The sequence below is a fragment of the Cellulomonas chitinilytica genome (genome assembly GCF_016862675.1).
GTDB classification, from domain to species: Bacteria; Actinomycetota; Actinomycetes; order Actinomycetales; family Cellulomonadaceae; genus Cellulomonas; species Cellulomonas chitinilytica.
Map to the genome: position 1 here is coordinate 69,286 of NZ_BONK01000018.1, position 22,988 is coordinate 92,273.

21 protein-coding genes are annotated in these 22,988 nt (G+C 72.8%); 14 read left to right on the top strand and 7 right to left on the bottom strand.

All coding sequences use genetic code 11. The annotated features are described in order from the left end of the window. Nucleotides 1-20: 20 nt before the first annotated feature. Together Cch01nite_RS20540 and Cch01nite_RS20545 are read right to left on the bottom strand one after the other, a co-directional pair. Nucleotides 21-548, bottom strand: a complete 528-nt coding sequence (locus Cch01nite_RS20540) for an OsmC family protein (RefSeq protein WP_203758370.1) — start codon at nucleotides 546-548, stop codon at nucleotides 21-23. Between the two features lie 51 nt (nucleotides 549-599). Continuing rightward, entirely contained in the window at nucleotides 600-1,331 is a 732-nt protein-coding gene (locus Cch01nite_RS20545; RefSeq protein ID WP_203758371.1) for a hypothetical protein, read from the bottom strand. A gap of 137 nt (nucleotides 1,332-1,468) precedes the next feature. On the opposite strand from Cch01nite_RS20545, the gene uvrC reads away from it, so the two are divergent. From uvrC to Cch01nite_RS20590, 9 genes are all read left to right on the top strand, one after another. Further along, entirely contained in the window at nucleotides 1,469-3,622 is a 2,154-nt protein-coding gene (gene uvrC, locus Cch01nite_RS20550) for an excinuclease ABC subunit UvrC (RefSeq protein WP_203758372.1), read from the top strand. Further along, nucleotides 3,619-4,563 (top strand): RNase adapter RapZ, encoded by a 945-nt coding sequence (gene rapZ, locus Cch01nite_RS20555; protein ID WP_203758373.1) that lies wholly within the window; start codon nucleotides 3,619-3,621, stop codon nucleotides 4,561-4,563. The genes uvrC and rapZ overlap by 4 nt, the downstream gene beginning before the upstream one ends. Beyond that, nucleotides 4,560-5,564 (top strand): gluconeogenesis factor YvcK family protein, encoded by a 1,005-nt coding sequence (locus tag Cch01nite_RS20560; RefSeq protein WP_203758374.1) that lies wholly within the window; start codon nucleotides 4,560-4,562, stop codon nucleotides 5,562-5,564. Before rapZ ends, Cch01nite_RS20560 begins: the two co-directional genes overlap by 4 nt. Nucleotides 5,565-5,612: 48 nt before the next feature. After that, nucleotides 5,613-6,593: a DNA-binding protein WhiA gene (whiA, locus tag Cch01nite_RS20565; protein WP_203758375.1), complete on the top strand. Its 981-nt coding sequence runs from the start codon at nucleotides 5,613-5,615 to the stop codon at nucleotides 6,591-6,593. A 214-nt stretch (nucleotides 6,594-6,807) separates the two neighbouring features. Further along, the gene (gene gap, locus Cch01nite_RS20570) at nucleotides 6,808-7,812 is read left to right on the top strand and encodes a type I glyceraldehyde-3-phosphate dehydrogenase (protein WP_203758376.1); all 1,005 of its coding nucleotides are present in this window, start codon (nucleotides 6,808-6,810) and stop codon (nucleotides 7,810-7,812) included. Between the two features lie 146 nt (nucleotides 7,813-7,958). Next, a complete protein-coding gene (locus Cch01nite_RS20575) occupies nucleotides 7,959-9,158 on the top strand; it encodes a phosphoglycerate kinase (protein ID WP_203758377.1) in 1,200 nt (399 codons plus the stop codon). 3 nt (nucleotides 9,159-9,161) lie between these two features. Then, a complete protein-coding gene (gene tpiA, locus Cch01nite_RS20580; protein WP_203758378.1) occupies nucleotides 9,162-9,956 on the top strand; it encodes a triose-phosphate isomerase in 795 nt (264 codons plus the stop codon). Nucleotides 9,957-10,117: 161 nt separating this feature from the next. Continuing rightward, the gene (secG, locus tag Cch01nite_RS20585; RefSeq protein WP_203758379.1) at nucleotides 10,118-10,363 is read left to right on the top strand and encodes a preprotein translocase subunit SecG; all 246 of its coding nucleotides are present in this window, start codon (nucleotides 10,118-10,120) and stop codon (nucleotides 10,361-10,363) included. Between the two features lie 13 nt (nucleotides 10,364-10,376). Continuing rightward, entirely contained in the window at nucleotides 10,377-10,724 is a 348-nt protein-coding gene (locus Cch01nite_RS20590) for an RNA polymerase-binding protein RbpA (RefSeq protein ID WP_203758380.1), read from the top strand. Nucleotides 10,725-10,823: 99 nt separating this feature from the next. On the opposite strand, the gene pgl is transcribed toward Cch01nite_RS20590, so the two are convergent. From pgl to tkt, 5 genes are read right to left on the bottom strand one after another with little or no spacing between them, the layout of a single operon-like run. Continuing rightward, complete coding sequence (gene pgl, locus Cch01nite_RS23020; protein WP_203758381.1) at nucleotides 10,824-12,254, bottom strand: 6-phosphogluconolactonase; 1,431 nt, start codon at nucleotides 12,252-12,254, stop codon at nucleotides 10,824-10,826. Then, entirely contained in the window at nucleotides 12,251-13,168 is a 918-nt protein-coding gene (locus Cch01nite_RS20600; RefSeq protein WP_203758382.1) for a glucose-6-phosphate dehydrogenase assembly protein OpcA, read from the bottom strand. Before Cch01nite_RS20600 ends, pgl begins: the two co-directional genes overlap by 4 nt. Beyond that, the gene (gene zwf / locus Cch01nite_RS20605) at nucleotides 13,165-14,703 is read right to left on the bottom strand and encodes a glucose-6-phosphate dehydrogenase (protein ID WP_203758383.1); all 1,539 of its coding nucleotides are present in this window, start codon (nucleotides 14,701-14,703) and stop codon (nucleotides 13,165-13,167) included. Before zwf ends, Cch01nite_RS20600 begins: the two co-directional genes overlap by 4 nt. Further along, a complete protein-coding gene (tal, locus tag Cch01nite_RS20610) occupies nucleotides 14,700-15,836 on the bottom strand; it encodes a transaldolase (protein WP_203758384.1) in 1,137 nt (378 codons plus the stop codon). The genes zwf and tal overlap by 4 nt, the downstream gene beginning before the upstream one ends. A gap of 60 nt (nucleotides 15,837-15,896) precedes the next feature. Next, a complete protein-coding gene (tkt, locus tag Cch01nite_RS20615; protein ID WP_203758385.1) occupies nucleotides 15,897-18,065 on the bottom strand; it encodes a transketolase in 2,169 nt (722 codons plus the stop codon). Nucleotides 18,066-18,412: 347 nt separating this feature from the next. On the opposite strand from tkt, the gene Cch01nite_RS20620 reads away from it, so the two are divergent. From Cch01nite_RS20620 to scpB, 5 genes are all read left to right on the top strand, one after another. After that, on the top strand, nucleotides 18,413-19,366 hold the full coding sequence (locus Cch01nite_RS20620) for a heme o synthase (RefSeq protein WP_203758386.1): 954 nt from the start codon (nucleotides 18,413-18,415) through the stop codon (nucleotides 19,364-19,366). A gap of 16 nt (nucleotides 19,367-19,382) precedes the next feature. After that, nucleotides 19,383-20,339, top strand: a complete 957-nt coding sequence (locus Cch01nite_RS20625) for a site-specific tyrosine recombinase XerD (protein ID WP_203758387.1) — start codon at nucleotides 19,383-19,385, stop codon at nucleotides 20,337-20,339. 76 nt (nucleotides 20,340-20,415) lie between these two features. Continuing rightward, nucleotides 20,416-21,282, top strand: a complete 867-nt coding sequence (locus Cch01nite_RS20630; RefSeq protein WP_203758388.1) for a ParA family protein — start codon at nucleotides 20,416-20,418, stop codon at nucleotides 21,280-21,282. Further along, entirely contained in the window at nucleotides 21,266-22,207 is a 942-nt protein-coding gene (locus Cch01nite_RS20635) for a segregation and condensation protein A (RefSeq protein ID WP_203758389.1), read from the top strand. Before Cch01nite_RS20630 ends, Cch01nite_RS20635 begins: the two co-directional genes overlap by 17 nt. Then, entirely contained in the window at nucleotides 22,204-22,869 is a 666-nt protein-coding gene (gene scpB, locus Cch01nite_RS20640; RefSeq protein WP_203758390.1) for an SMC-Scp complex subunit ScpB, read from the top strand. Before Cch01nite_RS20635 ends, scpB begins: the two co-directional genes overlap by 4 nt. Nucleotides 22,870-22,988: the final 119 nt, after the last annotated feature.

Consider the following 22,988-nt stretch of genomic DNA (forward strand, 5'->3'; position numbering starts at 1 on the left):
TGCAGGCTCCCGCTGTCGGCTCAGCCGGCGCCGAGCGCGCCCGCCGCCACCCGACCGGTGCGGATCGGCCCCGGCTCGTGCCGCACCGGGAAGTTGACGGACCGCGAGATGAAGCAGTGCTCGTGCGCCCGATGGTGCACGTCGGAGAGCACGCCGTCGGTCACGGGTGAGCCGTCCGGCAGGTGCCGCCCTGCCGCGACCGTGACCTGGGGTCGCAGGACGACCTCGGTGAACTGCCCGTGCCCGGCCGCCTCGACCCGCATCGTGCCGGTGGCGTGGTCCTCGTACCCGACGACGACGACCCCGGCGACCGTCGCGAGGTGCAGGAACCAGAGCATGTGGCACTGCGCCAGCGAGCTGACGAGCAGCTCCTCGGGGTTGTAGCGCTGCGGGTCGCCACGGAACGACGGGTCGGACGAGCCGAGCAGCGGCGGCTTGGCACCGAGACGCACCTCGTGGTCGCGCGAGTAGGCCGTGTAGCCGGTCGTGCCGTGCGAGCCGGCACCGGTCCAGGTGAGGTCGGCGGAGTAGGTGTGCAGGGGGCCCATGCAGTCAACCTAGCCGCGACGACGACGCCGCGCGGGGGATCCTGCGGTGGCTCAGCGACCGTGCCGCGGGTCGTGCGCGCCGGCGGCGGCGACCCCGAGCGCGAGCACCTCCAGCCCGATCCCGACGCCCTCGAGGGCCACGAAGCGCGGGGGCAGCGTCCGACCGGCGACCTGGGCGAGGTTCCCGACGCCGAACAGCCACGCCGCGGCTCCGGGCACCCGTCGGCGCAGGGCCGCGACGAGCACGAGGACGAAGACGCCCGCGAACAGCAGCGACGGCCCGACCCCGAAGAGCCACGTCTCGACGCCGGGGACGGCCAGGATCGGGGCGTACACGTCGTGCATGGCGTCCCGGGTGGCGGCGTGGGCGCCGACGTACAGGTCGATCGCGGCCTGGCCCACGAAGGCGGCCGCTCCGGCGACGGCGGCGGTGCACGCCGCACCGACGACGAGCCGGACGGCCGGGGCCGGCGTCGGGCCGCCGGAGGCCGTGCGGGCGAGCAGTACGGCGGCGACCGCGTACGTCGTGCTGGCCACGAGGAACGCCACGTGCGCGGCCGTCCAGCCCCAGCCCGGGCCGCGGCTTCCGTCCACACGCATCAGCGTCCACGCGACGAGCCAGACGGCGGGTGCGGCGACGAGCGCGACCGCGAGCCGGCGGTGTCGGGCGCCGCGCTCGGGTGGCGGGCCGGCGGTGCGGCGTCGCGTCGCGACGGCCGGTGGGCCGGAGGGCGGGGCGACGGTGGCGCTGACGGTCGGTGCGGACGTCCAGGCGCTGGTCATGGCTCCGACGCTAGGAGCGCGGTGCCCGCCGGCGGCACCCGGCAGGCCCACCGGCCGCGCGGGGGACAGCCACCGTGCGACGGGCACCGGTTCCCGTCGGGACGGGGACGTCGGTGGTGCGAACTAGGCTCGAACGCATGGCCGATCCCGCGACGTACCGACCCGCCCCGGGAGAGATCCCGGACTCGCCGGGCGTCTACCGCTTCCGCGACGAGCACGGGCGGGTCATCTACGTCGGCAAGGCGAAGAGCCTCCGGCAGCGCCTGAGCAGCTACTTCCAGGACCTGTCCGGACTGCACCCGCGCACGCAGCAGATGGTGACGACCGCCGCCTCGGTGCAGTGGACGGTGGTCGGCACCGAGGTCGAGGCGCTCGCCCTCGAGTACTCCTGGATCAAGGAGTTCGACCCGCGGTTCAACGTGAAGTACCGCGACGACAAGTCGTACCCGTACCTCGCCGTGACGATGGCGGACGAGTTCCCGCGCGTCCAGGTGATGCGCGGCGCGAAGCGGAAGGGCACGCGGTACTTCGGCCCGTACGCGCACGCGTGGGCGATCCGGGAGACCGTCGACCTGCTCCTGCGCGTGTTCCCGGTGCGGACGTGCTCCGCCGGGGTGTTCAAGCGGGCCCACCAGCAGGGCCGGCCGTGCCTGCTCGGGTACATCGACAAGTGCTCGGCGCCGTGCGTCGGCCGGATCACGCCCGACGACCACCACCAGCTCGCCCAGGACTTCTGCGACTTCATGGCGGGCGACACCGCGAAGTTCACGCGTCGCCTCACGCAGCGCATGAAGGCGGCCGCCGCCGAGCTCGACTACGAGCAGGCCGCGCGGCTCCGGGACGACATCGTGACGCTGGAGCGGGCGACGGAGCGCAACGCGGTGGTGCTCGCGGACGGCACGGACGCCGACATCTTCGCGCTGGCCGGCGACGAGCTCGAGGCGGCCGTCCAGGTGTTCCACGTGCGGGACGGGCGGATCCGTGGGCAGCGTGGCTGGGTCGTCGAGAAGGTCGAGGACATCGACGACGCGACCCTCGTCGAGCACCTGCTGCAGCAGGTGTACGGCGCGGAGGAGGAGAACGCCGCCGTCCCGCGCGAGGTGCTGGTGCCGACCCTGCCGCCGGACGTCGACCAGGTGCAGGTGTGGCTGGGCGGGCTGCGGGGCAGCCGGGTGCAGGTACGGGTGCCGCAGCGCGGCGACAAGCGCGAGCTCGCCGCGACGGTGCACCGCAACGCCGAGCACGCGCTGGTGCTGCACCGGACGCGCCGCGCGGGCGACCTGACGACGCGCAGCCAGGCGCTCCGCGAGATCCAGGAGGCGTTGGACCTGTCGACCGCGCCGCTGCGGATCGAGTGCTACGACGTCTCGCACAACCAGGGCACGTACCAGTCGGCGTCCATGGTCGTGTTCGAGGACGGCATGGCCCGCAAGAGCGAGTACCGGCTGTTCACCGTGCGCGGGCCGGAGGGTCAGGGTGCGCGCGACGACACGGCGGCGATGCACGAGGTCATCACGCGCCGGTTCCGTCGCTACCTCGCCGAACGGTCGGACTCGCGGGACGTCGAGCTGGGCCTGGGGGACGAGGAGGACGACCCTCGTCGGTCCGGCCCGATCGACGAGGCGACGGGCAAGCCGGTGCGGTTCGCGTACCCGCCCAACCTCGTGGTCGTCGACGGTGGCCCGCCGCAGGTCGCCGCAGCCGCGGCGGCGCTGGCCGAGCTCGGGATCGACGACGTGGCGCTCTGCGGGCTCGCGAAGCGCCTGGAGGAGGTGTGGCTGCCGGGCGAGGCGTACCCGGTGATCCTGCAGCGCAGCTCGGAGGGCCTGTACCTCCTGCAGCGGCTGCGGGACGAGGCCCACCGGTTCGCGATCACTGCGCACCGCCGCCGGCGCAGCAAGGGCATGACCGCGAGCGTGCTCGACGACGTCCCCGGCCTCGGCCCGGCCCGCCGCGCCGCGCTGCTGCGGCACTTCGGCTCGGTCAAGCGGCTGCGTGCGGCGTCGGCGGAGGAGATCGCGACGGTCCAGGGCATGGGGGAGCGCACGGCCCAGGCGGTCGTCGCGGCCCTGGCGACGACCGCAGGCTCAGCCCAGCAGGTCGCCGTGACCGACGAACCGGCCGGAACGCGGGTCGACGCGCCCGACGCGCCCGACGCGCAGGGTGACGTGCGGGACGAGGTGCCCGAGGCCGGTCCGCCCGGCACGGCCGCGACCGGCCGCGAACCGCACCCGCTCGGACGACCTGCGGTCACGGAGGAGCCCGGTCCGGCTGGCATGCTGGGTCCATGACCGACGAACGCTCGCCGATCACCGTCCCGACAGGCATCCCCGCGCTCGACGCGGCCGGCGTCTCACCCGTACGGCGCGACCCCCAGGTGCTCGTCATCACGGGGATGTCCGGAGCGGGCCGGACCCGCGCCGCGGCGGTCCTCGAGGACCTCGACTGGTACGTCGTCGACAACCTGCCGGCACAGATGCTCACGCACCTCGTCGGCATGCTCACGAGCGGGTCGGCGGGTGCGCGCGCCCAACGCCTCGCCGCCGTGATCGACGTCCGAGGGCGGGAGTTCTTCCCGGCCCTGCAGGAGGTGCTCGACGGGCTGCGGGCGGCCGGCGTGGAGTACCGGATCCTGTTCCTCGACGCGTCCGACGAGGTGCTGGTGCGCCGGTTCGAGCAGGTCCGACGCCCGCACCCGCTGCAGGGCGAGGGTCGCGTGCTCGACGGCATCGGGGCGGAACGCGCCATCCTGGCCGACCTGCGCGAGCGTGCCGACACGGTCATCGACACCTCGGACCTCAACGTCCACGACCTGGCGCGGGAGGTCCGGCACGTCGTCGCCGGGACGTCCGAGGACGTGCTCCGCGTGACGGTCCTGTCGTTCGGGTTCAAGTACGGCCTGCCCCTGGACGCCGACCACGTCGTCGACGTCCGATTCCTGTCCAACCCGTACTGGGTCACGGAGCTGCGCCACCTCACGGGCCGGGACGCGCCGGTCCGTGACTACGTGCTCGGCCTGCCGGGTGCGACGACGTTCGTCGAGCGGTACGTCGACGCGCTGGAACCGGCTCTCGCGGGCTACCTCCACGAGGAGAAGCGCTACGTGACGATCGCTGTGGGATGCACGGGCGGGAAGCACCGCTCCGTCGCGATCAGCGACGCGATCGCCGGTCGCCTGCGCGAGCGTGGGCACCACGTGTCGGTCGCCGCGCGCGACCTCGGCAAGGAATGAGCACCCCGACCACCCGGCGCACGGACCGCGGCCTCGGGCCGGCCGTCGTCGCCCTGGGCGGCGGGCACGGCCTGTCCGCGACGCTCTCGTCGCTGCGGCTGATGACGGACCGCATCACGGCGGTGGTGACGGTCGCCGACGACGGCGGCTCGTCGGGACGGCTCCGCGACGAGCTCGGGGTCCTTCCTCCGGGGGACCTGCGGATGGCGCTCGCCGCGCTGTGCGACGACTCCGACTGGGGTCGCACGTGGCGCGACGTGCTGCAGCACCGCTTCGCCTCGACCGGCGACCTCGACCAGCACGCGGTCGGGAACCTGCTCATCGTGGCGCTCTGGGAGCTGCTCGGGGACACCGTCGAGGGTCTCGACTGGGTGGGTCGGCTGCTCGGGGCCCGCGGCCGGGTGCTGCCGATGACGGCCGTGCCGCTGCGGATCGAGGCGGACGTGCGGCGACCCGACGGGACGACCGTGGTGGTCGGCGGCCAGAGCGCGGTGGCGACGACAGCCGGGTCGATCGTGCAGGTCCGGCTCGACCCGGCCGAGCCGCCGGCGTGCCCGGAGGCGGTCGCCGCGATCGACGCCGCGGACTGGGTCGTGCTCGGCCCGGGCTCCTGGTACACGTCCGTGATGCCGCACCTGCTGGTGCCGGGGCTGCGTGACGCGCTGCTGCGGACGTCCGCGCGGATCGTCCTGACCCTGAACCTGTCCCCGGAGGAGGACGGGGAGACGGCCGGCATGCGTGCGCACGAGTACCTCGAGGTGCTCCACGACCACGCGCCGGAGCTCCGCATCGACGCCGTCGTGGCGGACCCGGCGACGGTCGACGACCTGGAGACGCTCAGCGAGCGCAGCGCGCAGATCGGTGCGCGACTGCTGCTGCGCCAGGTCAGACGCGGTGACGGCACGCCGCGGCACGACCCGCTGCGGCTGGCGGCGGCCTACCGCGACGTGCACGACGGGTTCCTCGGCGACGTCGGGACACCCGCGGACGGACGCGGGTGAGCCGCGAGACCGGTCCCGGACGCGTGTCCCAGATGGCAGGATGACGCCATGGCATTGACGGCACAGGTCAAGGACGAGCTCGCTCGTCTGAAGGTTGACAAGACGTCCTGCCGCAAGGCCGAGGTCTCCGCGACCCTCAGGTTCGCGGGCGGGCTGCACATCATCTCGGGGCGCATCGTCATCGAGGCCGAGCTCGACACGGGCATCGCCGCACGTCGGCTCCGGCAGGCGATCGCCGAGGTCTACGGGCACGAGAGCGACATCATCGTGGTCTCCGGCGGCGGTCTGCGCCGGGGGAGCCGGTACGTGGTGCGCGTCGTGAAGGACGGGGAGTCGCTCGCACGCCAGACGGGCCTGCTGGACAACCGCGGTCGCCCGGTGCGTGGCCTGCCCCCGCAGGTGGTCTCGGCGGGCGTCGGCGAGGCGGAGGCGGCGTGGCGTGGCGCGTTCCTGGCGCACGGCTCGCTCACGGAGCCGGGGCGCTCGTCCGCGCTCGAGGTCACGTGCCCGGGCCCGGAGGCGGCCCTGGCGCTCGTGGGGGCGGCCCGGCGGCTCGGCGTCTCGGCCAAGGCGCGCGAGGTGCGAGGGATCGACCGTGTGGTGATCCGGGACGGCGACGCGATCTCCGCGATGCTGGCCCGGCTCGGCGCGCACGAGACGATGCTCGTCTGGGAGGAGCGCCGCGTACGGCGCGAGGTGCGCGGCACGGCGAACCGGCTGGCCAACTTCGACGACGCGAACCTGCGCCGCTCGGCCCGCGCGGCGGTCGCCGCAGGCGCTCGGGTGGAGCGCGCGTTCGAGATCCTCGGGGACGACCTGCCGGAGCACCTGCGCGAGGCGGGCGCGCTCCGGCTGGCGCACAAGGAGGCGTCGCTGGAGGAGCTCGGCAAGCTCGCGGAGCCCGTGCTGACCAAGGACGCCGTCGCCGGCCGGATCCGGCGACTGCTCGCGACGGCGGACAAGCGCGCCCAGGAGCTCGGGATCCCGGACACCGAGGCGGGGCTGAGCCCGGAGCTCCTCGACCTCTGAGGGGGGCATCCCACCAGACGGGACACGAGTCCCAGCGGGACCTCCGTCACCTCGTCCTACCCGGTAGCGGGTATAGGCTCATGTCATCCGACCGTCACACGACCGTCACGTGCTGGGCACGAACGGGAATGGTGCCGGTCGAACGCACAGCGGCGTGCGGTTTCCCACCACCAATTGTGTGCGCCGACCCCGTCGGCGCTGCCGAGGAGGGCAAGTGACCATCAAGGTCGGCATCAACGGCTTCGGCCGCATCGGCCGGAACTTCTACCGGGCCATCATCGCGTCGGGCGCGGACATCGAGATCGTCGGTGTCAACGACCTCACGGACAACGCGACGCTCGCCCACCTGCTCAAGTACGACACGGTCCTCGGTCGCTTCCCGCTGAGTGTCGAGTTCGACGACGAGAACATCATCGTCGACGGCAAGAAGATCCGTGCTCTCGAGGAGCGCGACCCGGCCAACCTCCCGTGGGCCGAGCTCGGCGCTGACATCGTCATCGAGTCGACCGGCTTCTTCACGGACGCGCTCAAGGCGAAGGCGCACATCGACGCCGGCGCCAAGAAGGTCATCATCTCGGCGCCCGCCAAGAACGAGGACGGCACGTTCGTCGTCGGTGTGAACCACACCGACTACGACGCGGCGACGCAGCACATCATCTCGAACGCGTCCTGCACGACGAACTGCCTCGCCCCGGTCGCCAAGGCCCTCAACGACGCCATCGGCATCGAGCGCGGCCTCATGACGACGATCCACGCCTACACGGGTGACCAGAACCTGCAGGACGGCCCGCACCGCGACCTCCGTCGTGCCCGCGCCGCCGCGCAGAACATCGTCCCGACGTCGACCGGTGCCGCCAAGGCCGTCGCCCTCGTGCTCCCCGAGCTCAAGGGCAAGCTCGACGGCTTCGCGCTCCGCGTGCCGACGATCACCGGCTCCGCCACCGACCTGACCTTCACCGCCTCGCGCGAGGTCACGGTCGACGAGGTCAACGCCGCCGTCAAGGCTGCCGCCGAGGGTCCGCTCAAGGGCGTCCTGGAGTACGTCGAGGACGAGATCGTCTCGAGCGACATCGTGACGAACCCGCACCAGAGCATCTTCGACTCGAAGCTGACCAAGGTGATCGGCGACCAGGTCAAGATCATCGCCTGGTACGACAACGAGTGGGGCTACTCGAACAGCCTCGTCGCGCTCACCGAGTACGTGGGCGACCGTCTCTGACGTTCCGCACCGCACACGTCATGCGTCCGCGTGCGCCCCGGCCACCGGCCCGGCGCACGCGGACGCTGTCGTGTCAGCACCCTTCCGGACCGTCACCGCGTCCCAGGACGACGCCGCGCCCGGACCGTCCACCCAGGTAGGAGACCATGAAGACCATCGAGGACCTCGGCGACCTGCGCGGCAAGCGCGTGCTCGTCCGCTCCGACTTCAACGTGCCGCTCGACGGCACGACCATCACGGACGACGGCCGCGTGCGTGCCGCGCTGCCGACGCTGCAGGCGCTCCTGTCGGCCGGCGCCCGCGTCGTCGTCACGGCGCACCTCGGCCGCCCGAAGGGCGCCCCGGAGGACAAGTACTCGCTCGCCCTCGTCGCGGCGCGCCTGTCCGAGCTGCTGGGCCAGCCGGTCGCACTCGCGAAGGACGTCGTCGGCGACTCCGCCAAGGAGACCGTCGCGGCGCTGCAGGACGGTGAGATCGCGCTGCTGGAGAACATCCGGTTCGACCCGCGCGAGACGTCGAAGGTCGACGAGGAGCGTGCGGAGCTCGCGGGCGAGCTCGCCGCGCTGGCCGACGTGTACGTGTCCGACGGCTTCGGTGTCGTGCACCGCAAGCAGGCGTCGGTGTACGACGTCGCGCTCGTGCTCCCCCACGCTGTCGGCAAGCTCGTCCTCAAGGAGGTCGACTCCCTGCGCAAGGCGACCGAGGACCCCGCACGTCCGTACGTGGTCGTGCTCGGCGGCTCGAAGGTCTCCGACAAGCTGGGCGTCATCTCGAACCTGCTGACGAAGGCGGACCGCCTCGTCATCGGTGGCGGCATGCTGTTCACGTTCCTCGCCGCCAAGGGCTACTCGGTCGGCAACTCGCTGCTCGAGGCCGACCAGATCGAGACCGTGAAGGGCTACCTCGCGCAGGCGGAGGAGTCCGGCGTCGAGATCGTCCTGCCCACGGACATCGTCGTGGCGGACGAGTTCAAGGCCGACTCGCCGGCGAGCGTCGTCGCTGCGGACGCGATCCCCGATGGCAAGATCGGCCTCGACATCGGCCCCGAGTCCTCGGCGCTGTTCGCGAGCAAGATCATCGACGCGAAGACGATCGTCTGGAACGGCCCGGCGGGCGTGTTCGAGTTCGAGGCGTTCTCGGGCGGCACGCGCGCCGTCGCGCAGGCCCTGGTCGACGCGGGCGCCAACGGCGGCTTCTCGATCGTCGGCGGCGGCGACTCCGCCGCGGCCGTGCGCATCCTGGGCTTCGACGAGGCCGGCTTCGGGCACATCTCGACCGGCGGCGGCGCGAGCCTCGAGTTCCTCGAGGGCAAGACCCTCCCCGGCATCGCAGTTCTGGAGGACTGAGCGTTGACGACGCGTATCCCGCTGATGGCGGGCAACTGGAAGATGAACCTGGACCACCACCAGGCGACGCACACGGTGCAGAAGCTCGCATGGGCGCTGCGTGACGGCAAGCACGACTTCTCGGCCGTCGAGGTCGCGGTGCTCCCGCCGTTCACGGACCTGCGCAGCGTGCAGACGCTCGTGGACGCCGACAAGCTCGAGCTGAAGTACGGCGCGCAGGACCTCTCGGCCCACAAGGCCGGCGCGTACACCGGTGAGATCTCGCCGGTGTTCCTCGCGAAGCTCGGCGTCTCGTACGTGACCGTCGGGCACTCCGAGCGCCGCGAGTACCACGCGGAGTCGGACGCGCTCGTGAACGCGAAGCTCCGCAACGCGCTCGAGGAGGGCATCAGCCCGATCCTGTGCATCGGCGAGGACCTCGAGACGCGCCGTGCCGCGGCGCACGTGCAGCACACGCTGCTCCAGCTCGAGGGCGGCCTGGCCGACGTCACGGCCGAGCAGGTCCGCGACGTGGTCATCGCGTACGAGCCCGTGTGGGCCATCGGCACGGGGGAGACGGCGACGCCCGAGGACGCCCAGGAGATGTCCGAGGCGATCCGCGGCAGGCTCGCCGAGCTGTACGACGCGGACACCGCCCAGGTGGTCCGGGTGCTGTACGGCGGCTCGGTGAAGTCGTCGAACGTGGCCTCGATCATGGCGAAGCCCGACGTCGACGGCGCGCTCGTCGGCGGTGCGAGCCTCGACCCCGAGGAGTTCGCGAAGATCGCGCGCTTCCAGGCGCACGCCGTCGGTCTCTGACCAGGGACGGACCCCGGGGAGCCCGGGGTCCGTCCGTCTGTCGGTCAGCGGTGGGCGGTGGTGGAACGAACAGCCACTCGTCGCCTACCCTGTACCGCGGTCATCCGCAGCGTCGCCGCCAACCGGCCGCGACGTGCCCGTCCAGTGAGGAACGCCACGACGTGAACGCCCTGCGCATCACCCTCCAGGTGCTGCTGGTCCTGACCAGCCTCCTGCTCGTCCCGCTCGTGCTCCTGCACAAGGGCAAGGGCGGTGGCCTGTCGGACATGTTCGGCGGTGGCATCACGAGCAGCGCCGGATCGTCGGGCGTCGCGGAGCGCAACCTCAACCGGATCACGGTCGGCGTGGCCCTGGCCTGGACGGCCATCATCATCCTGCTCGGGCTTCTCGAGCGCGTGGCGGACTGAGAGGGGCCGGGCGATGGCGAGCGGTAGTGCTATCAGGGGGTCGCGAGTCGGAGCCGGGCCCATGGGCGAGGCGGAGCGCGGTGACGCGGCGCCTCGCGTCTGGATCTCGTACTGGTGCGCGAACGGCCACGAGACCCGGCCGAGCTTCGCGGAGGAGGCGGCCGACGAGGCACCTCTGACGTGGGACTGCCCGCGGTGCGGCTTCCCCGCCGGCCAGGACCAGGAGAACCCGCCGTCCCCGTCGAAGAACGAGCCGTACAAGACGCACCTGGCCTACGTGAAGGAGCGCCGCTCCGACGAGGACGGTGCCGCCATCCTCGACGAGGCGCTCGCCGCCCTGCGGGCCCGCCGCGGGGGCTGAGCCCGAGCGAGGCCGGCCGCCAGGCTGAGGACGTACGACGAAGGCCCTGAGACCGGGAGCGCCGGTGCCAGGGCCTTCGTCGTGCCGCTGGGCTTCGGCTCAGTCCTTCACGCGGAGCAGCGCGAACCCGTCGTACCCCTTGGACCCGACCGTCTGGACGACCGTGGCCTCGATGCCCGACAGGCCGGCGAGGTGGTCGGCGAACCGACGAACTCCCTGGACGCGCTCGTCGGGGTGCTGCGCCTCGACGACAGCCCCGCCCCGCACGACGTTGTCGACCATGATGAGCGCCCCGGGGCGGACGAGCGCGCGCGTCTGGTCGAGGTACTGCGCGAGCGACTGCTTGTCCGCGTCGATGAACACCAGGTCGAACGGCTCGCCGTGCTCGCCCGCGAGCCGGTCGAGGGTCTCGGACGCCGGGCCGACGACGACGTCGACGAGATCGCCGACACCCGCCGCGGCGAGGGACACCCGGGCGACGTCCGCGTGCGCCGGGTCGATCTCGAGCGAGACGAGCCGCCCGTCGGCCGGCAGCGCCCGCGCGAGCCACAGCGTGCTGTACCCGCCGAGCGTGCCGAGCTCGAGGATGCGGCGTGCCCCGACGGTCCGTGCGAGCAGCTGGAGCAGCGCACCCTGGTTCGGGGCGACCGCGATGTCGGGCAGGCCGTGCTCCGCGGCGTTCCGCCGGACGGCGACCAGCGCGTCGTCCTCGCGGACGAGCGGTCCGAAGTACTCGTCGACGGCCGACCAGAGCGCAGGTCCGGGAACCGGGAGTGCGGCGACGAGCTGCTCCGTGGCAGCCACGTCGACGAGCCACAGCGTCCGCTCGGAGCCCACGGCACCGGCCGCCGGCGTCCGGTGGACGTCGCCGTCGCCGAGGGCCGACGCGACGGCGGCGGCCTTCTCCGCCCCCGCCGCCACGACCCACACCTCACGGGCCGCGCGGAGGGCCTCGAACGTCAGCGAGACGCGCTCCGGCGGGGGCTTGGGGGAGCCGTGCACCCCGACGGTCGTCGCGCCCACCACGTCGAGCGCCTCGTGCCCCGGGAACAGGGACGCGACGTGCCCGTCAGGTCCCATGCCGAGGAGCAGGACGTCGAACGCCGGCACGTGCGCGCGGTGCGACGACCACCGGGCGAGCTCGGCCGCGTACGCGGTCGCCGACGCCTCAGGCGTCGGGATGTCGTCGCTCAGCGCCGGCATCGGGTGCACGTTCCCTGCCGGCAGGGCGTCGCCGAGCGCGTCGATCAGCGCCGTGCGTGCCTGCGTCTCGTTCCGGTCGGCGTGGCCGTCGGGCACGAACCGCTCGTCGCCCCACCACAGGTGCACGCCGGACCAGTCGACCGCGTCACGCACCGGGCTCGCCGCGACGGCCGCCAGCGACGCGATCCCGACCGTCCCGCCGGTGAGCACCACGTGCACCGGGCGACGGTGCGACTGGACGTCGACCAGGCGCGTCAGGAGGCGAGCTGCGACCGCCTCGGCGAGCACCGTCGCGTCCGGGTGGACGACGACGTCGCGGGCGGTCACGCGTCGATCCTCGCGAGGCCCTTCTGCAGCACCTCGCCGTACACGTCGTCCGCGTCGAGCCGCCGGAGCTCCTCCGCGAGGCACTCCCGCAGCTGCCGGATCGGCAGCGCGATCCGGTGCTCGGGCTGGTTGGGCTGCCGCAGCGCCGCCGTCTTGCCGTCCGGGCGGTCGAGCACGATGTCGCCCGACGCCCGCTCGAGCCGGACCTGCGTGATCGCCGGAGCGTCCTTGAGCCTCTCGACCTCGACGGGGCACCGGAGCGACTGGGCCAGCCAGGCGGCCATCAGGTCGACGGACGGGTGCGTGCTCTCGCCCACCACGACGGCCCGCCGGACGGGCTCGTACGGCGGCTGGTCGAGCGTCGCGGCGATGAGTCCGCGCCACAGCGTCGCCCGGGTCCACGCGAGGTCGGTGTCGCCGTCGGTGTAGACCTCCGACAGCTTGCGCAGCTCGGCGGGCGGCTTCGCGACCTGGGACGTGTCCGTGATGCGTCGCTGCGCCATCGCGCCCAGCGGGTGCTCGGCGGGGTTGGCCGGCACGTCGAACGGCCACCAGGTGACGATCGGCGCGTCGGGCAGCAGCAGGGGCATGACGAGGGTGTCGAGGTGGGTGTCGAGCTCGCCCGAGGGTCGCAGCACGATCACCTCGCTCGCACCCGCGTCGCCGCCGAGCCGGATCTGCGCGTCGAGCGTCGCGGACCGCTGCTTGGTGTCCTTCGAGATGACGATGACCCGGCACGGGTGCTCACGGCTCGCGTCGTTGGCGGCCGCGATGGCCTCCTCCGGGTCGTGCGCGCCCGCGTCGATGAGGAGGTTGAGGACACGGCCGAGGGCGATCGCGCCGCCCTCGTCGCGTTCCTTGACGAGCCGCCGGTTGATGGCGCGGGTGGTCGTCTCGGGCAGGTTGATGATCACGGCCGCCTCCACGAGCGCCCGTCGCGCTCCATCATCTTGTCCGCCGACGCCGGGCCCCACGTGCCCGAGCGGTACTCGTCAGGCTTGCCCTTGGACGCCCAGTACTCGGTGATCGGGTCGAGGATCTTCCACGACAGCTCGACCTCCTCGTGCCGCGGGAACAGCGGCGGGTCGCCGAGCAGGACGTCGAGGATCAGCCGCTCGTACGCCTCGGGCGACGACTCCGTGAACGCGTGGCCGTAGCCGAAGTCCATCGTGACGTCGCGGACCTCCATCGCCGTGCCCGGCACCTTCGCGCCGAACCGGAGCGTGACGCCCTCGTCGGGCTGCACACGGATGACGAGCGCGTTCTTGCCGAGCTCCTCCGTCGCGGTCGACTCGAACGGCAGGTGCGGCGCCTTCTTGAACACGACGGCGATCTCGGTGACCCGACGGCCGAGGCGCTTGCCCGTCCGCAGGTAGAACGGCACCCCGGCCCACCGGCGCGTGTCGATGTCGACGCGGATCGCGGCGAACGTCTCGGTGGTGGAGTTCGGGTTGAACCCCTCCTCCTCGAGGTAGCCGACGACCTTCTCGCCGCCCTGCCACCCGGCCGTGTACTGACCGCGGACCGTGTGCTTGCCGAGGTCGCGGGGGAGCCGGACCGCGGAGAGCGCCTTGATCTTCTCGGCGCGCAGCCCGTCGGCCTCGAACGAGACCGGCTCCTCCATGGCCGTCAGCGCGAGCAGCTGCAGGAGGTGGTTCTGGATGACGTCCCGCGCCGCGCCGATGCCGTCGTAGTAGCCCGCCCGGCCGCCGATGCCGATGTCCTCGGCCATCGTGATCTGGACGTGGTCGACGTAGTTCGAGTTCCAGATCGGCTCGAACAGCTGGTTCGCGAAGCGCAGCGCCAGCAGGTTCTGGACCGTCTCCTTGCCGAGGTAGTGGTCGATCCGGAAGATGTCGTCCGGCCGGAACACCGCGGACACGATGTCGTTGAGCTCGCGCGCGCTCTTGAGGTCGTGGCCGAACGGCTTCTCGATGACCACGCGCCGCCACGTGCCGTCCGCCGGCTGCGAGAGCCCCGAGCGGGCGAGCTGCTTGCAGACGACGGGGAACGAGCTCGGCGGGATCGACAGGTAGAACGCGTGGTTGCCGCCCGTCCCGCGGGACACGTCGAGCTCCTCGACCGTCTCGCGGAGACGGTCGAACGCGTCGTCGTCGTCGAACGTGCCCTGCACGAAGCGGATGCCCTCGGACAGCTGCCGCCACGTGGCCTCCCGGAAGGGCGTCCGCGCGTACTGCTTGACCGAGTCGTGCACGATCTCCGCGAAGTCCTGCGTCGCCCAGTCGCGCCGGGCGAAGCCGGTCAGGGCGAACCCCGGCGGCAGGAGCCCCCGGTTCGTCAGGTCGTAGATGGCCGGCATGAGCTTCTTGCGGGCGAGGTCGCCCGTCACCCCGAAGATCACCAGGCCGGACGGCCCCGCGATGCGGGGGAGCCGGCGGTCGCGGGCGTCTCGGAGCGGGTTGTGCCCCTCGGCGACCTTGGCGCTCACCTGGCCTCCTCGGTGGACGCCCCGGCGGAGCGCAGCCCCTCGCTCACGGTGTCGAGGAGCTGGCCCCAGCTCGTCGTGAACTTCTCCACGCCCTCGTCCTCCAGCTGCTGGGTGACGTCGTCGATGTCGATCCCCACGGCGCCGAGCCGCGCGATCGTCGCGGCCGACTCGTCGAGCCGACCCGTGACGGTGTCCGAGCCGTCGCCCCCGTGGTCGATGACCGCGCGCAGGGTGGCCTCGGGCATCGTGTTGACGACGCCGGCGACGACGAGCTCGTCGACGTACAGCGTGTCGGGGTAGGCCTTGTCCTTGACGCCCGTGGACGCCCACAGCGGCCGCTGCGGGTGGGCGCCGGCCGCCGCGAGGGCCTGCCAGCGGTCGCTCGCCACGACCTCCTCGTAGACGCCGTAGGCGAGCCGCGCGTTGGCGATGGCCGCCTTGCCGCGCAGCTCGGCGGCCTCGGGCGTGCCGATCTCGTCGAGCAGGGGGTCGATCGCCGTGTCCACGCGGGACACGAAGAACGACGCGACGGACGCGATCGGGGCCAGGTCGTGGCCGTTCGCCTTCGCCCGCTCGAGACCCGACAGGAACGCGTCGAGGACGGCGCGGTACCGGTCGAGCGAGAAGATCAGCGTGACGTTGACGCTGATGCCCTCGGCGAGCACGGCGGTGATCGCCGGCAGCCCTTCGAGCGTCGCCGGGATCTTGATGAAGACGTTCGGCCGGTCGACCGTCGACCACAGCGCCTTCGCGGAGGCGACCGTGCCGTCGGTGTCCTTGGCCAGGCGCGGGTCGACCTCGATCGACACGCGCCCGTCCACCCCGTCCGTGCGGTCGTAGACGGGACGCAGCACGTCCGCCCCGGCCCGCACGTCGTCCGTGGTGATCCGGAACACCGCGTCGTCGAGGGACGCGCCCGCCACGGCCAGCTCACGGAGCTGGGCGTCGTACGCGTCCCCCTTCGACACCGCGTTCGCGAAGATCGTCGGGTTGGTGGTGACCCCCACCACGCCGGAGCTCTCGACGAGCTCGACGAGGTTCCCGGTGCGCAGCCGTTCGCGCGAGAGGTCGTCGAGCCAGATCGACACTCCCGCGTCGACGAGCCGGGTCAGAGGGGTGCTGCTCGGTGCCATGGTCGTTCCCCACTTCCGTCGCGCAGTCGGCCCCGCGGTGCGGCGGGGCCACGAACCGTCTCAGGCCGGCAGGTCCCCGGTCCCGCCCTGGGTGGGAGCCGCCTGGGCGGTGGACGGGGCGGCGTCACCGCGCGCCGCGGCGAGCGACTCGTGCGCCGCCGCGACGACGGCCTCGGCCGTGATCCCGAACTCCCGGTAGAGCGTCTCGTAGTCCGCCGACGCACCGAAGTGCTCCAGGGACACGGTGCGACCGGCGTCGCCGACGATCTTGTGCCAGGACAGCGCGATGCCCGCCTCGACCGACACCCGGGCCCGCACGGAGCGGGGCAGGACGGACTCGCGGTAGGCCTCGTCCTGCTCGGCGAACCACTCGAGCGACGGGGCCGACACGACCCGGGTCGGCACGCCGGCCGCCTCGAGGGTCTCGCGGGCGGCGACGGCGAGCTGCACCTCCGAGCCCGTCCCGATGAGGATCACGTCCGGGGTGCCCGTCGACGCCTCGAGCAGCACGTACGCGCCGCGCTTGAGGCCCTCGGCGGAAGCGAAGCCGTCCTCGCCGCGCGGGAACGTCGGGACGTTCTGGCGCGTGAGGATCAGGCCGACCGGGCCGTCGGTGTGCTCGAGGATCGCCTTCCACGCCTGGGCGGTCTCGTTGGCGTCCGCCGGGCGCAGCACGGTCAGGCCCGGGATCGCGCGCAGCGCGGTCAGGTGCTCGACCGGCTGGTGGGTGGGGCCGTCCTCGCCGAGGCCGATGGAGTCGTGCGTCCACACGTAGACGGACGGCACACCCATCAGCGAGGCGAGCCGGACCGAGCCGCGCATGTAGTCGGCGAACTGCAGGAACGTGCCGCCGTACGGCCGCGTCAGGCCGTGCAGCGTGATGCCGGACAGGATCGCGCCCATGCCGTGCTCACGGATGCCGAAGTGCAGCGTCCGGCCGAACTCGTCGCCGGCGAACTCGTGCGTCGAGCGCTTCGCGGGGATGAACGACGACGCGCCCTTCATCGTCGTGTTGTTCGAGCCCGCGAGGTCGGCGGAGCCGCCCCACAGCTCAGGCAGCTCCGGGCCGATCGCGGACAGCACCTCGCCGGACGCGGCACGCGTCGCGACGGCCTTGCCGGCGGGGAACACCGGCAGGGCGTCCTCCCAGCCCTCGGGCAGGCGGCGCTCGACGAGCCTGTCGAGCAGCTCGGCGTTCTCGGGGTTGGCCTCGCGCCAGGCGTCGAACGACTTCTGCCACTGCGCCTTCGACTCCGCCGCGCGGTCCGCGAGCGAGCGGGTGTGCGCGAGGACCTCGGGGGCGACCTCGAACGTCTGCTCCGGGTCGAAGCCGAGGATCTCCTTGAGGCCACGGATCGCCTCGGAGCCGAGCTTCGAGCCGTGCGAGGAGTGGTCGTTGGTCTTGGTGGGCGTCGGCCACGCGATGAGGGTGCGGATGCCGATGAACGACGGCTTGTCCGTGACCGCCTTCGCGGCGTCGATCGCCGCGGCGAGCGCGTCGACGTCCTCGCGGTACTCGCCGCCGGCGGTCCAGTCGACGAACTGGACGTGCCAGCCGTACGCCTCGTAGCGGGCCAGCACGTCCTCGGTGAACGCGATCTCGGTGTCGCCCTCGATCGAGATGTGGTTGTCGTCCCACAGCACGACGAGGTTGCCGAGCTCCTGCGTGCCGGCGATCGACGAGGCCTCGCTCGTCACGCCCTCCTGCAGGTCGCCGTCCGAGCAGATGACGTACGTGTAGTGGTCGAACGGGCTGGTGCCGGGCGCCGCGTCGGGGTCGAGCAGGCCGCGCTCGCGCCGCTGCGCCATCGCGAAGCCGACGGCGGACGCGAGGCCCTGGCCGAGCGGTCCGGTGGTGATCTCCACACCGGTCGTGTGGCGGTACTCGGGGTGGCCCGGGGTCTTCGAGCCCCACGTGCGCAGCGCCTGCAGGTCCTCGATCTCGAGGCCGAACCCGGCGAGGTAGAGCTGGATGTACTGCGTGAGGCAGGAGTGGCCGGCCGAGAGCACGAACCGGTCGCGGCCCAGCCAGTGCGGGTCCGTCGGGTCGTGGCGCATCACGTTCTGGTACAGCAGGTACGCCGCGGGGGCCAGGCTGATCGCGGTCCCCGGGTGACCGTTGCCGACCTTCTCGACCGCATCGGCCGCCAGGACGCGGACCGTGTCCACCGCACGCAGGTCGAGATCGGTCCAGCCGACCGTCTGAGCCAGGGGAGCCTTCGCGTTCACAGCACCTCATTCCCACCCGTGCCACCGGCCGGGCGTCGTTTCAGCGTGATCGGGCCCCCTCGACGGAGCGCCGGGCCGGACGTGCGGACCGCTGTCGGGGAGCGGTCGACGATCCGTGCGCGTCGAGCCTATATCGCACTCGGCGAAGGGCGACGGGAGTGACCACGGGTCGCGACGAGCGACAGAACTCACACACCGGAGGCCTGGTTGGAGCGGGTCGGAGGCCCTGCGGGCGTCGCGGCAGGCCGTAGCATGGCAGCGCGACAGTCATCCCCGCCGCAACACGAACGGAACCGCAGCGCGTGCGCCTCAGCAGCCCCCTGTCAGTCGACGACGCCGGAGCGTCGATGCTGCCGACCCCGGGGGCGCGGGCGGCCACCGAGCCGCCGAGCGCGACCGTGCGGTCGCCGTGGCGGCGGGTGCTGGGCGTGGTCGGGCCGTACGTCGCGCTGACGAAGCCGCGGGTCATCGAGCTGCTCCTGGTGACGACCGTGCCGACCATGATCCTCGCCGAGCGCGGGCTGCCGAGCCTGTGGCTCGTGCTCGCGACGCTCGTGGGCGGTGCGGCGGCAGCCGGGTCCGCCAACGTCCTCAACTGCTACATCGACCGCGACATCGACCAGGTCATGAACCGCACGAAGCGGCGGCCGATCGTCACCGGCGAGGTCAGCCCCCGCGCCGCCCTCGTCTTCGGGCTCGTCCTCGGCGTCGTCTCGCTCACGTGGCTCTGGTTCTTCGTGAACCCCGCGTCGTCGATGCTCACCGCGGTCGCGATCCTCATCTACGTGGTCGGCTACACGATGATCCTCAAGCGGCGCACGCCGCAGAACATCGTGTGGGGCGGTGCCGCCGGCTGCATGCCGGTGCTGATCGGCTGGTCGGCCGTGACCGGGGGCGTCGGCTGGGCGGCCGTGCTCCTGTTCGGGGTCATCTTCTTCTGGACGCCGCCGCACTACTGGCCGCTGTCGATGAAGTTCCGCGGCGACTACGCCCGGGCCGGGGTGCCGATGCTGCCGGTCGTCGCCAAGGACACCAAGGTCGCCCGCGAGATGATCGCGTACACGCTCGCGATGATCGCGTGCACGCTGCTGCTCGTGCCGGTCGCGCACATGACCTGGGTCTACGCCGTTCTCGCGACCGGGCTCGGCGGCTGGTTCCTGTGGTCGTGCATCGGCCTGCTGCGTCGCGCGCAGGACCCGGAGCACCCCAAGCTCAAGGCGATGAGCGTGTTCCACGCGTCGATCACCTACCTGACGCTGCTGTCGGTCGCGATCGCGGTCGACGTGTTCCTGCCGCTCTGACCCGAGGTCCGACGCGATGGCCACCGGCGCGGTGCACCCGGAAGGGGCGCTGAGCGCGGCCCTGGAGGCGTACCTCGGCCACCTGAGCGTCGAGCGTGGGCTGTCCGCGAACACCCTGGCGGCCTACCGGCGGGACCTGGAGCGCTACGTCGCGTTCCTCACCGTGCTGGGCAGGTCCGAACCGGGCGAGATCGCCGAGCGTGACGTCGAGGAGTTCCTCGTCGCGATGCGCGCGGGCACCGACGACCGGGCGGCGCTGTCGGCCTCGTCGGCGGCGCGGGCCGTGGTCGCGGTCCGTGGGTGGCACCGCTTCCTCGTCCTCGACGGCGTCACGACCGCGGACGCCGCGGGCGCGGTCCGACCGCCCGCGCAGCCCAAGCGGCTGCCCAAGGCCATCTCGGTCGCCGACGTCGAGCGGCTGCTCGACGCGGCGGGCCTCGGGGACGGACCCGTCCCGTTGCGTGACCGGGCGCTGCTCGAGGTCGTCTACTCCACGGGTGCGCGCATCTCGGAGGCCGTCGGGCTCGCCGTCGACGACGTCGACCGCACGCCGGGCCGGTCGTCCGTCCGGCTGCTCGGCAAGGGCAACAAGGAGCGGGTCGTGCCGCTCGGCTCGTTCGCGCTCGAGGCGCTCGAGGCCTACCTCGTCCGGGCGCGCCCGGCGCTCGCCGGCGGAGGGCGGGGCACGCCGGTGGTGTTCCTCAACACGCGAGGCGCCCCGCTGAGCCGCCAGAGCGCGTGGGCCGTGCTGCGGACGGCCGCGAACCGCGCCGGGCTGGCCGGCGCCGAGCACATCTCCCCGCACACCCTGCGGCACTCGTTCGCGACCCACCTGCTCGCGGGCGGGGCGGACGTGCGCGTGGTCCAGGAGCTGCTCGGGCACGCGTCCGTCACGACGACGCAGATCTACACGCTCGTGACGCCGGACACGCTGCGCGAGGTCTACGCGGCCGCGCACCCGCGCGCGCTGTGAGCGACGGCCGGCCGGTTCTCGCACTCGCGGTCTGTCGCTCCGTCACCGGAGGGTCACCTCCGGTAGGTTGTCCCGCGTGGTGAGCCAGCAGACGACCGACCCGCAGCTCGACGCCGTCGGACGTCCGCTGCCCGACTTCCCCGACCCGGCACCTCTGGCGTCGCACGGCCCGGCCCGCGTCATCGCGATGTGCAACCAGAAGGGTGGCGTCGGCAAGACGACGACCACGATCAACCTGGGTGCCGCTCTCGCCGAGTACGGCCGTCGGGTGCTGGTCGTCGACTTCGACCCGCAGGGGGCCGCGTCGGTCGGTCTGGGGATCAGCCCGCACGAGCTGGACCGCACGGTCTACAACCTGCTCATGGAGCGCGACGCGGACATCCACGCCGTCATCCGCACCACCGAGAACCCGAACCTCGACCTGCTGCCCGCGAACATCGACCTGTCCGCGGCCGAGGTCCAGCTCGTCGGCGAGGTCGCCCGCGAGACGGTCCTGGCCCGTGCGCTGCGTCCCGTGCTCGACGACTACGACGTGGTGCTCGTCGACTGCCAGCCGTCGCTCGGTCTTCTGACCGTGAACGCGCTGACCGCGGCCCACGGCGTGCTCATCCCTCTGGAGTGCGAGTTCTTCGCGCTGCGCGGCGTCGCGCTGCTCGTCGAGACGATCGAGAAGGTCCGCGACCGGCTCAACCCGCGCCTCGAGGTCGACGGCATCCTCGCGACGATGTACGACTCGCGGACGCTGCACGCGCGCGAGGTCGTCGCCCGGGTGCACGAGGCGTTCGGCGACACGCTGCTGCAGACCGTCATCGGCCGCACCGTGAAGTTCCCGGACGCCACCGTCGCCGCGGAGCCGATCACGACGTACGCCCCGACGCACAGCGGTGCGGCGGCCTACCGGCAGCTGGCCCGTGAGCTCGTCGCCCGTGGCGACGCCGCCTGACGAGCGCGCGGTCCCGCCCGAGCACCCCGTCCCGCCCGAGCACCCGGCCGACGAGCCCGCTCCGGCGGGGACGCACGGCTTCGCGGTCCACCTCGACAACTTCAGCGGTCCGTTCGACCTGCTCCTCGGCCTGATCGCGAAGCACAAGCTCGACATCACGGAGGTCGCCCTCGCCCGGGTGACGGACGAGTTCATCTCGCACATCCGCGCCAAGGAGCGGGAGTGGGACCTCGGCCAGGCGAGCGAGTTCCTCGTCGTCGCCGCGACCCTGCTCGACCTGAAGGCGGCGCGGCTCCTGCCGTCGGCGGAGGTCGAGGACGCCGAGGACCTCGAGCTGCTCGAGGCGCGTGACCTGCTGTTCGCCCGGCTGCTGCAGTACCGCGCGTACAAGCGCGTCGCCTCCGACCTCGCGGAACGGTTCGCGACCGAGGGCCGGCGGTTCCCGCGGGTCGTCGAGCTCGAGCCGCACCTCGCGGCGCTGCTCCCGGAGCTCGTCTGGCAGATCGGGCCCGACCAGCTCGCCGCCCTCGCGGCGAAGGCGACCCAGCCGAAGGCGCCCCCGCCGGGCGTCGACATCAGCCACCTGCACGCACCGCCCGTCAGCGTGCGCGAGCAGGCCGCCGTGCTCGTCGACCGGCTGCGGCACGGGGGAGCGACGTCGTTCCGGGCGCTGACGGCGGACGCCGGGTCGACGATCGTCGTCGTCGCGCGGTTCCTCGCGCTGCTGGAGCTCTTCCGCGAGGGGGCCGTCGGGTTCGACCAGGTCACGCCGCTCGGGGAGCTCACCGTGCGCTGGACCGGGTCGGCCGACGGGGACGTCGAGGTGTCCGACGACTTCGACCAGCTGGACACGACCGCGGCTCCTGAGCAGGACGAGGGCGCGGCCTCACCACACGACCTGCAGCACGAGGGGACGGACGCATGACCGAGCACGACGACGCCGCGACGGACCCCGAGGCGGACCTCGACGCCGCACCCGCGCAGGCCGACGAGCTCGCGTTCGACGTCGACGACCTGCCCGGTGGCGCGCTCGCCGCGCTCGAGGCCGTGCTGATGGTCGCCGACGAGCCGATCCCCGCCCTGCGGCTCGCGACCGCCCTCGCCCTGCCGACGGCGCGCGTCGAGGCGCTGCTCGACGAGCTGGCGGCCGAGTACCGGGGGGAGCTCGGGGGCCGGCCGCGCGGGTTCGAGCTGCGTCGCGCGGGGGAGGGCTGGCGGATCTACTCGGGGTCGCCGTACGCGGACGTCGTCGGGCGGTTCGTCGTGGACGGGCAGACGGCCCGGCTCACGCAGGCGGCGCTCGAGACCCTCGCGGTCATCGCGTACCGCCAGCCGGTGACCCGTGGGCAGGTCTCGGCCGTCCGGGGGGTCAACGTCGACGGGGTCGTGCGGACGCTCACCGCGCGGGGGCTCGTCGCGGAGATCGGCACCGACCCGGGCAGTGGCGCGCTCCTGTACGCGACCACGGGATACTTCTTGGAGCGGATGGGCCTGTCCTCGTTGGACGAGCTGCCCCCGCTCGCGCCCTACCTCCCGGACATCGAGGGGCTCGAGGGCGTCGACCAGGCGATCGGAGACAGCAGATGAGCCCGCAGGAACGACGCGGAAACGCAGGCCACGGCGGCGGTGACCGCGGACGCGGCGCAGGCGGTTCGGGTCGAGGTGGATCGTCCGGCGGCCGCTCGGGCGGGAGTGCGGGCGGCTCG